The organism is Vespertiliibacter pulmonis (genome assembly GCF_013377275.1).
Classification (GTDB): Bacteria; Pseudomonadota; Gammaproteobacteria; order Enterobacterales; family Pasteurellaceae; genus Vespertiliibacter; species Vespertiliibacter pulmonis.
Genome location: NZ_CP016615.1, coordinates 1,694,009 through 1,707,393, shown reverse-complemented (window position 1 = coordinate 1,707,393; position 13,385 = coordinate 1,694,009). Strand labels below are relative to the sequence as shown.

At 36.0% G+C, this 13,385-nt stretch carries 9 protein-coding genes; 4 read left to right on the top strand and 5 right to left on the bottom strand.

Annotated elements, in window-relative coordinates:
- Window positions 1-343 precede the first annotated feature (343 nt).
- The 3 genes from aceE (at window position 344) to lpdA (ending at window position 6,330) form a co-directional block, all read left to right on the top strand.
- Window positions 344-3,004 carry a pyruvate dehydrogenase (acetyl-transferring), homodimeric type gene (gene aceE / locus A6B43_RS08230; protein ID WP_124210490.1) on the top strand — a complete coding sequence of 887 codons (2,661 nt, stop codon included), beginning with the start codon at window positions 344-346 and terminating at the stop codon, window positions 3,002-3,004.
- A 145-nt stretch (window positions 3,005-3,149) separates the two neighbouring features.
- A complete protein-coding gene (gene aceF, locus A6B43_RS08225) occupies window positions 3,150-4,754 on the top strand; it encodes a pyruvate dehydrogenase complex dihydrolipoyllysine-residue acetyltransferase (protein WP_124210489.1) in 1,605 nt (534 codons plus the stop codon).
- 151 nt (window positions 4,755-4,905) lie between these two features.
- Complete coding sequence (gene lpdA, locus A6B43_RS08220; protein WP_124210488.1) at window positions 4,906-6,330, top strand: dihydrolipoyl dehydrogenase; 1,425 nt, start codon at window positions 4,906-4,908, stop codon at window positions 6,328-6,330.
- Window positions 6,331-6,481: 151 nt separating this feature from the next.
- Here lpdA and pta read toward each other — a convergent pair whose 3' ends face one another.
- The 4 genes from pta to rnd all read right to left on the bottom strand — a co-directional run bounded on the left by pta (window position 6,482) and on the right by rnd (window position 12,054).
- Window positions 6,482-8,617 (bottom strand): phosphate acetyltransferase, encoded by a 2,136-nt coding sequence (gene pta, locus A6B43_RS08215; protein WP_124210487.1) that lies wholly within the window; start codon window positions 8,615-8,617, stop codon window positions 6,482-6,484.
- Window positions 8,618-8,689: 72 nt separating this feature from the next.
- Window positions 8,690-9,889: an acetate kinase gene (locus A6B43_RS08210; protein WP_124210486.1), complete on the bottom strand. Its 1,200-nt coding sequence runs from the start codon at window positions 9,887-9,889 to the stop codon at window positions 8,690-8,692.
- Between the two features lie 111 nt (window positions 9,890-10,000).
- A complete protein-coding gene (gene queF, locus A6B43_RS08205; RefSeq protein WP_124210485.1) occupies window positions 10,001-10,846 on the bottom strand; it encodes an NADPH-dependent 7-cyano-7-deazaguanine reductase QueF in 846 nt (281 codons plus the stop codon).
- 74 nt (window positions 10,847-10,920) lie between these two features.
- The gene (rnd, locus tag A6B43_RS08200; protein WP_124210484.1) at window positions 10,921-12,054 is read right to left on the bottom strand and encodes a ribonuclease D; all 1,134 of its coding nucleotides are present in this window, start codon (window positions 12,052-12,054) and stop codon (window positions 10,921-10,923) included.
- Window positions 12,055-12,276: 222 nt separating this feature from the next.
- Between rnd and bioD the strand changes: the two genes are divergently transcribed.
- On the top strand, window positions 12,277-12,996 hold the full coding sequence (gene bioD, locus A6B43_RS08195; protein WP_124210483.1) for a dethiobiotin synthase: 720 nt from the start codon (window positions 12,277-12,279) through the stop codon (window positions 12,994-12,996).
- Between the two features lie 50 nt (window positions 12,997-13,046).
- Here the strand turns inward: bioD and yciH are convergent, their stop codons facing one another.
- Window positions 13,047-13,358 carry a stress response translation initiation inhibitor YciH gene (gene yciH / locus A6B43_RS08190; RefSeq protein ID WP_124210482.1) on the bottom strand — a complete coding sequence of 104 codons (312 nt, stop codon included), beginning with the start codon at window positions 13,356-13,358 and terminating at the stop codon, window positions 13,047-13,049.
- Between the last annotated feature and the right edge of the window lie 27 nt (window positions 13,359-13,385).

Genomic DNA, 13,385 nt, shown 5'->3' with positions numbered 1-13,385 from the left:
AAAAATTTTTTAGAAAATTGAACGGTTATTTATGCAATCGGTCTAAATCACAAAGCTAATTGGGGAAAAAATCTTACCGCTTGCTTGCTTTCTCTACGGCAAAAATGGACAAAATCTTCTGATTTTGTTATATTGTTTGCAAATTTATCTACATTTTTTCAACAAGTTTTGAATTTGATACGGTTAGAAATCAGGTAGATAGGATAAATTGTATGATATTACAGTATGGAATTGTTTGATTTTTATACTTGCTTTATGCAATTTAAGGTATGATATTTCAGCAAATGATAATCTTTTATATTATCTATTTATTTTATATTCACTCATAAAAAAGGAAAAAACTATGTCAGATATGTTAGCTCAAGACGTAGACCCATTCGAAACAAAAGAATGGTTAGATTCAGTTAATTCTCTTGTAAACGAAGAAGGCACTGAACGTGCACAGTTTATCATTCAACAAGTCATGCAACATGCTAGAACTCAGGGAGTTAGTCTTCCATCAGGCGTGACAACAGATTATGTAAATACTATTCCTGTATCTGAACAGCCAGTTTATCCTGGAAATAAAGAAATTGAACGCCGTATCCGTTCAGCTGTTCGTTGGAATGCAATTGCTATGGTATTGCGTGGGCAAAGAAAGAAAGATCTTGATTTAGGTGGCCATATCTCTACTTATCAAGCGGCAGCAACAATGTATGAAGTGTGTTTTAATCACTTCTTTAAAGCGGCTACGGATAAAGATGGTGGTGATTTAGTTTATACCCAAGGTCATGCCGCACCAGGTATTTATGCACGTTCTTTTGTGGAAGGTCGTTTAACTGCTGATCAGTTAGATAATTTCCGTCAAGAAGCATTTGTTGATGGTTTATCATCTTACCCACACCCTAAATTAATGCCAGAATATTGGCAGTTCTCAACAGTATCAATGGGATTAGGTCCAGTTAATGCAATTTATCAAGCTCGTTTCTTAAAATATTTAGAAAACCGTGGTATTAAAGATACATCTGGTCAAACCGTTTACGCATTCTTAGGCGATGGTGAAATGGACGAGATTGAATCTAAAGGTGCTTTAACTGTTGCAGGACGTGAAAAGCTAGATAATCTTATTTTTGTAATCAGCTGTAACTTACAACGTTTAGATGGACCAGTAAATGGTAATGGTAAAATCGTTCAAGAACTTGAAGGATTATTCCATGGCGCAGGCTGGGAAGTAATTAAAGTATTATGGGGTAGTGGCTGGGATAAACTCTTTGCTAAAGATACTTCAGGCAAATTAGCACAATTAATGATGGAAGTGGTTGATGGCGACTATTTAACATTCAAATCAAAAAATGGTGCATATGTTCGTGAACATTTCTTTGGTCGTTATCCAGAAACTGCTGCATTAGTTGCAGATATGACTGATGATGAGATTTGGGATTTACGCCGAGGTGCGCACGATTGTGAAAAAATGTATGCTGCATTTGAACGAGCTAAACGCTCAAATAAACCGGCAGTTATTTTAGCGCATCAAATTAAAGGCTATAAGATTCAAGGTGCAGAAAGCCAAAATATTGCCCACCAATCTAAAAAAATGTCACTTGAAGCTTTAAAAAATTTCCGTGATTATTTCAAACTACCTTTAACAGATGAACAAGTAGAAAACTTAGACTATATTACTTTCCCAGAAGGGTCTGAAGAGTACAATTACTTACATAATCATCGTAAAGAGCTTAATGGTTATCTACCATCTCGCCGTCCAAAATTTGATATTGAATATAAAATTCCTACATTAGATGAATTTAAATCATTATTAGAAGAGCAGCCTCGTGGTATCTCGACAACAATGGCGTTCACTCGTGTACTTAATACTTTATTAAAAGATAAAAATATCGGTAAAACCATTGTTCCAATCATAGCAGATGAAGCTCGTACTTTCGGTATGGAAGGTTTATTCCGTCAAATTGGTATTTATAATCCACATGGTCAAAACTATGTCCCATCTGATCGTGACTTAGTGGCTTACTATCGTGAAACAACAGATGGTCAAGTTCTACAAGAGGGTATCAATGAATTAGGTGCAACAGCATCTTGGGTTGCAGCAGCAACATCATATTCTGTGAATAACCAGCCAATGATTCCATTCTTTATTTACTACTCAATGTTTGGTTTCCAACGTGTAGGCGATATGATGTGGTTAGCTGGTGACCAATTAGCACGTGGATTTATGATTGGTGGAACTTCTGGTCGTACAACATTAAATGGTGAAGGATTGCAACATGAAGATGGCCATAGCCATATTCAAGCAGGCGTTATTCCAAGCTGTGTAACTTATGATCCATCATTTGCTTTTGAAGTTGCTGTGATTGTACAAGACGGTATCAACCGTATGTATGGTGAAAAACAAGAAGATGTATTCTATTACATTACAACCTTAAACGAAATTACAGAACAACCAGCAATGCCAGCAGGTGTAGAAGATGGTATTCGTAAAGGTTTATATAAATTTGAAACAGTTGAAGGAAAAGGAAAAGGTCACGTTCAATTATTAGGATCAGGTGCAATTATGCGTCATGTACGTGAAGCGGCACAAATTCTTGCTAACGACTATGGTGTTACTTCTGATGTATTTAGTGCTCCATCATTCAATGAATTAGGCCGTGATGGTGCTGACGTAGCTCGTTGGAACTTATTACACCCAACTGAAACACCTCGTGTTCCTTACGTTACACAAGTGTTAGCAGATTTACCAACAGTAGCTTCAACGGATTACATGAAAATGTATGCAGATCAAATTCGTGCATTTGTACCAACTAAACATTATCATGTTTTAGGTACTGACGGTTTTGGTCGTTCAGATAGCCGTGCTAATTTACGTGAGCATTTTGAAGTTGATGAGCGTTACATTGTTGTTGCTGCATTATCACAATTAGCGAAAGAAGGCACTGTTGAGTTAAAAGTTGTAGCAGATGCGATTGATAAATTTGGTTTAAAAACTGACCGTATCAATCCACTATATGCATAAGTAATTCAGCGATCACTTAATTAGAATCACTTATAATAAACAAGCGGTGCAATTTCATAAAAGTTTGCAAATTTTTTAAATAATTAGCCCGCTTGTTATTAATAATTGTCGCTAATTAAGGCAAGTATTTTAAAAGGAAAAACAAATGTCAAAACAAATTCAAATACCTGATATCGGTGGTGATGAAGTTACTGTAACTGAAATTATGGTAAATATTGGTGATACTATCTCAGTTGATCAATCAATCATCAACGTAGAAGGTGATAAAGCTTCGATGGAAGTACCTGCACCAGAAGCTGGCGTAGTGAAAGAAATTTTAGTAAAAGTGGGCGATAAAGTTGTAACAGGTACACCAATGTTGGTATTAGAAGGCGCAGATGCTGCACCAGCGCCACAAGCAGCACCTGCTGCTGAAACTGTTTCAATTGCTCCAACAGCAAGTTCAGTGATTGATGTAAATGTACCAGATATTGGTGGTGATGAAGTTAATGTTACTGAAATTATGGTTAAAGTCGGTGATACTGTTGAACTTGAACAATCAATCATCAATGTTGAAGGCGATAAGGCTTCAATGGAAGTACCAGCCCCTGTTGCAGGCGTAGTAAAAGAAATACTAATCAATGTTGGCGATGCAGTTTCAACAGGTTCATTAATTATGAAATTTGAAGTTGCGGGTGCAAGCCCAGCACCAGCCGTTGCACAAGCACCAACTCAAGATGCTAAACCAGCAGAAACAAAAGAAGTAGCAACGCCGGCAAATACATCTGCCAATACAAATACCGCAGGTTTAAGCCAAGAACAGGTTGTTGCAAGTGCTGGCTATGCACACGCAACACCAGTTATTCGCCGTTTAGCACGTGAATTTGGCGTAAGTTTAGATAATGTGAAAGGTTCTGGTCGTAAAGGGCGTATTATCAAAGAAGATATCGAGGCCTATGTAAAAAATGCAGTTAAAGTCTTTGAAGAAGTAAAATCAGGTAAGTCTCCTGCAGGATCTGGCGTTGGATTAGACCTATTACCGTGGCCAAAAGTTGATTTCAGTAAATTTGGTGAAGTCGAAGAAGTTGAATTAAGCCGTATTAATAAAATTTCAGGTGCAAATTTACACCGTAACTGGGTAATGATTCCACACGTTACACACTTTGATCGTACGGATATCACTGAATTAGAAGCATTCCGTAAACAACAAAATGAAGTTGTTGCAAAACAAAAATTAGATGTAAAAATCACACCTGTTGTATTTATTATGAAAGCAGCAGCGAAAGCATTACAAACATTCCCTCGTTTTAATAGCTCAATTTCTGAAGACGGTCAGCGTTTAACACTTAAAAAATATATCAATATTGGAGTAGCCGTTGATACACCAAATGGTTTAGTTGTTCCTGTCTTTAAAGATGTAGATAAAAAAGGCATTATTGAACTTTCTCGTGAATTAATGGAAGTGTCGAAAAAAGCTCGAGATGGTAAACTTTCAGGCTCGGATATGCAGGGAGGATGCTTTACTATTTCAAGCTTAGGTGGTATTGGTACAACTCACTTTACACCAATTGTAAATGCTCCTGAAGTGGCTATTTTAGGTGTATCTAAATCTGAAATGATGCCTGTTTGGAATGGTAAAGAGTTCCAACCTCGCTTGATGTTACCTGTGTCGTTATCTTTCGATCACCGTGTAATTGATGGAGCAGATGGTGCAAGATTCTTAAGTTATCTCAATAGCTTATTAGCAGATATTCGTCGTTTAACAATGTAATTTAATAATAACAAGCGGTTAGATTTCTGCAAATTTTACAAAAATCTGACCGCTTATTTGTTATTCTGTGATCTTGTTCTCGTTATTAAATTGTTAAAAGTAGTAAAATAAATAACAAATTATCAATGAACAGCCTATTCCAGAGGTAAAAATGAGCAAAGAAATTAAAACACAAGTCGTTGTACTTGGTGCAGGGCCAGCAGGGTATTCAGCAGCATTCCGTTGTGCTGACTTAGGATTAGAAACCGTTATCGTTGAGCGTTATTCAACACTTGGTGGAGTCTGTTTAAATGTAGGTTGTATCCCTTCTAAAGCGTTACTTCACGTTTCAAAAGTATTAGAAGAAGCAAAAAATATTAAACATCACGGTATCTCATTTGGAGAACCAACCATTGATTTAGAGCAAGTTCGTAAAGGCAAAGAAGGCGTTATTTCTCGCTTAACGAATGGATTAGCTGGTATGGCTAAAATGCGTAAAGTAACGGTAGTACAAGGTTTAGCAGCGTTTACCGATCCAAACACCTTGGTTGCAAAAGACAGTGAAGGTAATACCACCACAATTAAATTTGATAATGCAATTATTGCAGCAGGTTCTCGCCCAATTCAATTACCATTCATTCCACATGATGACCCACGTGTTTGGGATTCAACAGATGCTCTTGAATTAAAAGAAATTCCGAAAAAACTACTTATTATGGGTGGTGGAATTATCGGTTTAGAAATGGGTACGGTATATCATTCACTTGGATCAGATATTGATGTTGTTGAAATGTTTGACCAAGTTATTCCTGCAGCCGATAAAGACGTTGTTGCTATTTATACTAAACAAATTGAGAAAAAATTCAATTTAATGTTAGAAACCAAAGTAACTGCCGTTGAAGCAAAAGAAGATGGTATTTATGTATCAATGGAAGGTAAAGCAGCCAATGAAACTAAACGCTATGATGCAGTATTAGTTGCAATTGGACGAGTTCCGAACGGAAAATTACTTGATGCAGATAAAGCAGGTGTTGAAGTTGATGAGCGTGGATTTATCCATGTAGATAAACAGATGCGTACCAATGTACCGCATATTTTTGCCATCGGTGATATTGTTGGGCAACCAATGTTAGCACACAAAGGTGTTCACGAAGGCCATGTCGCTGCAGAAGTTATTGCAGGACAAAAACACTATTTTGATCCAAAAGTTATTCCATCAATTGCTTATACTGAGCCAGAAGTTGCTTGGGTAGGTAAAACAGAAAAAGAATGTAAACAAGAAGGATTAAATTACGAAGTTGCTAAATTCCCTTGGGCTGCTTCAGGTCGTGCTATTGCTTCAGATTGTTCAGAAGGTATGACAAAACTAATCTTTGATAAAGACACTCACCGTATTTTAGGTGGTGCTATTGTTGGTACAAATGGTGGAGAGCTATTAGGTGAAATTGGTTTAGCAATTGAAATGGGCTGTGATGCCGAAGATATCGCATTAACTATTCACGCACACCCAACGTTGCACGAATCTGTTGGCGTTGCAGCAGAGATTTTTGAAGGTTCTGTTACCGACCTTCCAAATCCTAAAGCGAAGAAAAAATAGTAAATATTGTTTTCAATAAATAATTAAAGCCCCTTGAGATAGGGGCTTTTTTAATACTTATTTCAACTAACAAGCGATAAGTTTACTCAATTATTTGCATTTTCTTGAGATAAAAATGCCCATATTCGGGCATTTTCATTATTGTAAATAATTATTGTGTTGCTTGAATAGCTGTTAATGCAATGGTATAAACAATATCATCAACTAATGCACCACGAGACAAATCATTCACTGGCTTACGCATACCTTGTAACATTGGGCCAATAGAAACGAGATCTGCAGAACGTTGTACAGCCTTATAAGTTGTATTACCCGTGTTTAAATCAGGGAAAATAAATACAGTTGCTTTACCAGCAACAGGGGAGTTAGGTGCTTTAGAACGAGCAACATCTTCCATAATTGCGGCATCGTATTGTAGTGGGCCATCAATCATTAAATCTGGACGTTTTTCTTTTGCAATCCGAGTTGCTTCTGCAACTTTCTCAACATCTGCACCTGAACCTGATGTTCCTGTAGAATATGAAATCATAGCAACACGAGGGTCAATACCAAAAGATTTCGCTGAATCTGCTGATTGAATTGCAATTTCAGCTAATTGTTCTGCAGTTGGATCTGGATTTACCGCACAATCTCCATAAACTAATACTTGGTCTGGTAATAGCATAAAGAAAATAGATGATACAATAGAGCTTCCAGGTGCAGTTTTAATAATCTGCATTGGTGGACGAATAGTATTTGCTGTTGTATGCACTGCACCAGAAACTAATCCATCAACTTCGTTTGACTCTAACATCATCGTGCCTAAAACAACGTTATCTTCTAGCTGTTCACGAGCAACTACTTCAGTCATTCCTTTATTTTTGCGTAATTCTACTAAGCGATCAACGTATTTTTCACGCACAGTAACAGGATCTATAATTGTAATACCTTTACCAAGTTGTACGCCTTGAGCTTCAGCAACACGTTGAACTTCATCTGGATTTGCCAATAAAATACAATCTGCAATACCACGTTCAGCACAAAGTACTGCTGCTTTAACCGTACGTGGTTCATCACCTTCAGGAAGAACAATACGTTTTTTGGCTGCTCGAGCAAATTCAGTTAATTGATAGCGGAAAGCAGCAGGAGAAAGACGGCGTGCCCGTGCAGTTCCCGATGAAATGGCATCAATAAATTGTGGATCAATTTGTGCCGAGGTATATTCTTTAATTGCAATAATTCGCTCTTTATCATCAAAAGGAACTTCTAAACTGAAACTTTGTAGGCTTAATGATGTTTGCCATGTATTGCCTTCAATTCGGAATACTGGTAAACCTGTTTCAAAGGCCCGCTGGCAAAGTTTTGCAATCTGCGAATCAATTTTATATCCGCCCGTCAATAGAATCGCACCAAGTTCAACACCATTCATTGCCGCTAGAGAAGCAGCCACAAGAACATCCGGGCGATCTGCAGAAGTTACTAATAAAGTACCCGCTTTGAAGTAGTCTACCATATTAGGTAAGCTTCTTGCACAGAATGTTACGCATTTAATACGGCGAGAAGAAATTTCACCTTCATTAATAATTGCAGCTTGTAAATGTTTAGCAAGGTCAACTGCGCGAGTAGCGATAAGATCAGAGTTCCAAGGAATACATGCTAATAGTTTAATTGGGCTTGTACTAAATAGTTTTTCAACTTCATTTGTTGTATTAGTACTATGATGAAATGAATCAAAAATTTCAGTTAAATCTGGGCGAGTACGTCCACTTTCATCAACTGGTGCATTAAATTTATTGACAATCACACCAAGTAGATTTGGATTATGACGACCACCGAATTCAGATGCGACCGCTTCTACTCGCTCTTTTAATTGTAATGGTTTATCTGCACCCGGAGCAGTTACTAGAATAATATCCGCATCTAATGTTTGAGCGATTTCATAGTTAATGCTGTTTGCATAAGAATTTTTACGTGTTGGCATTAACCCTTCGATAATGACAATTTCACAATTCTTTGCAAGTTGTTGATATCGTTCAACAATCTGTTCAAGCAACACATCAGATTGGTTTTGTCCAATGAGTGATTCTGCAGTACTTAATAATACTGGTTCACCAGTTTCTGTGGTTTGCGCTGAACGAATAATCGCCGTTGTTCTATCTAAAGTATCTTCTGCACTTATAGATTGAGCAATAGGTTTTAAAAAGCCGATTTTTGCACCTTTCTGTTCAAGAGCGTGCACTAAACCAAGGCTGACGCTAGTTAATCCAACACCAGATGTTGTTGGAATCAAAATAATTGTTCTTGACATAACATTTTCCAAATTTTGAAATAGGGTAGAATACAAAAGGAAAACCTGCCAAATGGCAGGTTCAATTAGCACTTATAAAGCAAGTTTTGATGTATCTTGTGCAATGACCAATTCTTCATTAGTAGGAATAACAAATGCACGGAAACGAGAATCTGTAGCAGTAATTTCACCTTCTTTACCAAAACGGGCGGCCAAGTTTTTCTCACCATCTACTTTAATGCCGAATAGTTTTAGATAATTTAACGTTAATTCACGAACAAGTGAAGAATTTTCACCAATACCACCAGTAAACACGATAGCGTCTAAATGATCACCAATGATTGCCATATAAGCACCGATATATTTTGCTAAACGGTAGCAGAATGCGTCCATTGCACGTTTAGCTTCAGGGGTATTATTGTAATTATCTTCCGCATAGCGACAATCACTAGTTATTCCTGTTAAACCTAATAAACCTGATTTTTTCACCAAGGTTTCTTCAATTTTTTCCATCGACATACCTAAGGTATTGTGCATAAAGAAAATGATTGCTGGATCTAAATCGCCCGAGCGAGTTCCCATCACTAAACCTTCAAGAGGAGTAAAGCCCATTGAGGTATCAATACACTCCCCATCACGGATAACAGAAATAGACGCACCATTACCTAAATGGCAAGTAATCGCATTTACTTTATTTTCAGCAATATCTAATATTTTTGCAACTTCACGGCTTACATAATAGTGGCTTGTACCGTGGAAACCATAACGGCGTACTCCATGTTCTTTATATAGAGAGTGGGGTAGTGCGTAAAGATAAGCTTGCTCAGGCATTGTTTGATGGAAGGCCGTATCAAAAACAGCAACATTTTTTTCCTTTAATTCAGGGAATGCTTTGAATGCTTCATCAATACCAATTAAATGAGCAGGGTTATGCAATGGAGCAAACGCAGAGGCAGCTTTAATTCCTTCAAGAACTTCCGGAGTAATAACAATTGAAGATGTATATTTCTCACCGCCGTGAACAATACGGTGTCCAATAGCACCAATACGATCTTTTAATTCCGCACTTAAAATATTTGATACCATATAATTAAGTGCTTCACTGTGGGCTGCACCTGCACCTAAATCTGCCGAACCTTTTTCACCATTTAATTTCCACTTAATACGAGCGTCTTCAAGATGAAAGTTTTCTGCCAAACCAGATAATTTTTCATCACCAGTTACAGGATCTAAGATAGCAAATTTAAGTGATGAACTACCACAGTTTAAAATAAGAACTAAATTTTTAGACATAGTTAAAATACCTAATTAGAGGAGTTTATACAACACGCCAAAGAAAAGCGTACAAAATTGTTATTATAGCTGTTTTAATATTTGAAATAAATACAAACCGAACGGATTACGTTATTGGCGTGCTAATCGGTAATTTTCAGACAGCTGTTCAAAATTAGATCTAAATGGGTTGATATCTAACCCACCACGGCGAGTATAACGAGCATAAACAGTTAATTTCTCAGGAGCAGCAAACTTCATTAAATCACAGAAAATACGTTCTACGCATTGTTCGTGGAATTCATTATGTTGGCGAAAGGAGACTAAATAACGCAAAAGTTTCTCACGATCTAACCGCTTGCCGACATAATGAATCTGCACAGTTCCCCAATCTGGTTGTTGAGTAATCAAACAGTTAGATTTTAGTAAATGGCTCACCAGTTTTTCTTGAACAATTTCTTCTGATTCATTCGTAATGTTCATTAATAATTCAGGACTAAATGTATAGTCACTAATTTCAATATCTTGATCATCAATACAAACACCATCAAGCGCAATGATTCTTTGATTTGTATAGTAGGGAAGCGAATACAACGTAACGCTAACATTGCCATTAGCACAATTAACTAAATCTTTTTCTATTATACGACGAACTTCTTCCATCGATGAAAACTTAGTCTGATTAAAACTATTTAAGTAAAGTTTAAAACTTTTAGATTCAATTAAATTTTCACTCCGAAAATCTAGTTTTATATCAGCAATAGCTACTTGTGGCAATCCTTTAACATTTAACCACGAAATTTCATAAGCAGTCCATAAATCTGTACCGTTTGTAAATGGCTGTTTTTCTGTAATTGCTAAATCATCTCGATTTAATTTACGAGGAACGCCTTGTAGCAAGGTAGGATCATATTGATCTGCATAGTTTGTTGACTTACCTAATTTAAGAGTATTAAGGCTATGATGTTCATAATTCATTAATTATCCTTTTTTGTTTAATAATTTTGTATTTAACATAATATATATTATGCGAAATTTTTGTGGGCTTTATTTTAGCAGAGATCTTTTTTAAAATTTTGATACAATTCCCATAGCTTTTCGCCAAAAGGTTTTCGCCAACCTATTAATAATTCTGGTAAATGATGATGCTGAGCAATTTGCCACTTAATTAATTGTTCTAATTGTCGCTTACTCGCAAAAACTTCTAGCGCAAGATCTTCTGGGGAACATTGTTTAACAGTATTACGTAAAAAAGCCATTTCTTGTTTATAATATGGAATATCAATTAAACGAGAAATGGGGTTTGGATAACTTTCTGGTGGAATTTGCTTTGCTTGTTCAACCAATAAAAGTAATTTTTTTCCGTGTAGTCGGATTTCATTTGGGTGCATAAATTCAATTAAACTAGCCGTATGTTTAGGCTGAGTTTTTGCAATTTGCCATAACGCTTGTTCTTTTACAATGAAATTGAGTGCCAAGTCCCGTTTCTTAGCTTCTTCTATACGCCATTTTTCTAATATTTGAAGTACAGAAAGCTGTTGAGGGGTTAATTGCCAGGCATTCGTAATTTTTTTATAGGCTTTTTCACTATCAATTTCGGTTATTTTTTTATTTTTAAGGTTAATACACTCTTCTATAACGGCGTTATGCCAACGAGTTTGTGCCAGTTTTGCTTGTAATTGAGTATAAACAGGCAATAAATAACGAACATCTGAGACTGCGTATTGTAGCTGATTCGATGTTAGTGGACGTGTTAGCCAATTAGTTCGAGAAGCGGATTTATCTAATTCAATTTGGCAAAAATGAGAAACTAATTTTGAAAAACCAACTGAAGTTCCCAATCCTAAGAAACTACTCATTATTTGTGTATCAATCATCGGTTCAGGCAGTTGTTGAAAGGTGTGTTGAAAGACCTCTAAATCTTCACTGCAAGCGTGTAATACTTTAAGAATAGTTGGATTTCGTAATATTTCCACAAAAGGCTGAAAATTTGTAATTGCGAGGGGATCTATCAAGTATACATTTTTATTATCAAAAAGTTGTATCAATCCTAATTTAGGATAGTAAGAACGAATACGAACAAATTCAGTATCAAGGGCAATAATATTTGCCTGCTGAATTATATTACATGCTTTCTCAAGCTGTTCATTACTCTCAATCCAAATAAAATTGTTCTGATTATCCATCTTTATTCCTAATTTCATAAAATTAGGCTTATTATAAAGGCAAATTAGTAAAAATTCTTATTATCTACCCACTTTTAATAGGAAACAATAAAAATCGTTACAACGTATCTTTTTATTAGTATGAAAATATTTTTGCAAGAAATTTGATTCAGAACAGGAAAAATTTGTAAAAAATTAGTTAAAATACATTACTATTTTTATTACTGATTACTGAGAATTAAAATGCCCGCATTATTTATTGCAGGAACGGATACAAATGTAGGTAAAACAATTGTTACCCGAGCATTATTGCAAATATTATCCCAATATGAAATCCCTGTAGTGGGTTATAAACCTATTGCTTGCGGTGGAGATGACTCTCTTCCTACTGCACCCAATACAGATGACTATGCTTGTGAAGATAATAAAGACGTACTTATTCTCCAAAAGAGTTGTACATTACCTGTACACTATCGAGAAATTAATAGCTACTCTTTTATACATTCAAGTACACCTGTATTTGCAGCACTTGATGCTGTTCGTCATATTTCAAGTCAAAAATTAGATCGTGATTTAATACGTTTACAGCAAAAATATAATAATGTTATTGTTGAGGGTACTTATGGCTGGCTAACTCCAATTAATAAAGGGTTAAGTTTTGCAGATTGGGTAAAGCGTAATAATATGCCTATTGTACTTGTTGTGGGAATTAAAGAAGGCTGTGTAAATCACGCTTTACTGACTGCTTATGCAATTCAGCAACAAGGAGGGAAATTAATTGGATGGGTAGCTAACCGTATAAATCCTGGTTTACGCCACTATTTTGAACTAATTGAGCTGCTCAGTAATCGAATTGATGCTCCTCTTCTAGGAAAAATTCCTTATTTAGGTACACCTGATAAAAAAGATCTATCGGAATATATAAATTATCCAGACCCCCTACTCCATTATTTTTCAAAATAATTTAAGATAGCGGTAAGTTATTATATGTAATAAATAACTTACCGTTTTTATTAACCGCCTGAAAATTTTACGTTAAACCCTTTTTGCTCTAATATTTGTTTAAGTTGATCACGATTATCGCCTTGAATTTCTATAATACCATTTTTCACTGAACCACCACAGCCTGAACGGCGTTTAAGTTCAGAAGCTAATGAAACTAAAGCTTTATCATCTAAATCTAACCCTGTAATAACACAAACGCCTTTTCCTTTACGGCCGCTCGTTTGACGTTGAATACGAACAATACCATCGCCTTTTGGTCGTTCTATTTTACTTTTTTCTGGCAAAATTCTACCAGTTTCTGTGGAATATACTAATGTCATTACAAATTTTCCATTAATCTAACCGCT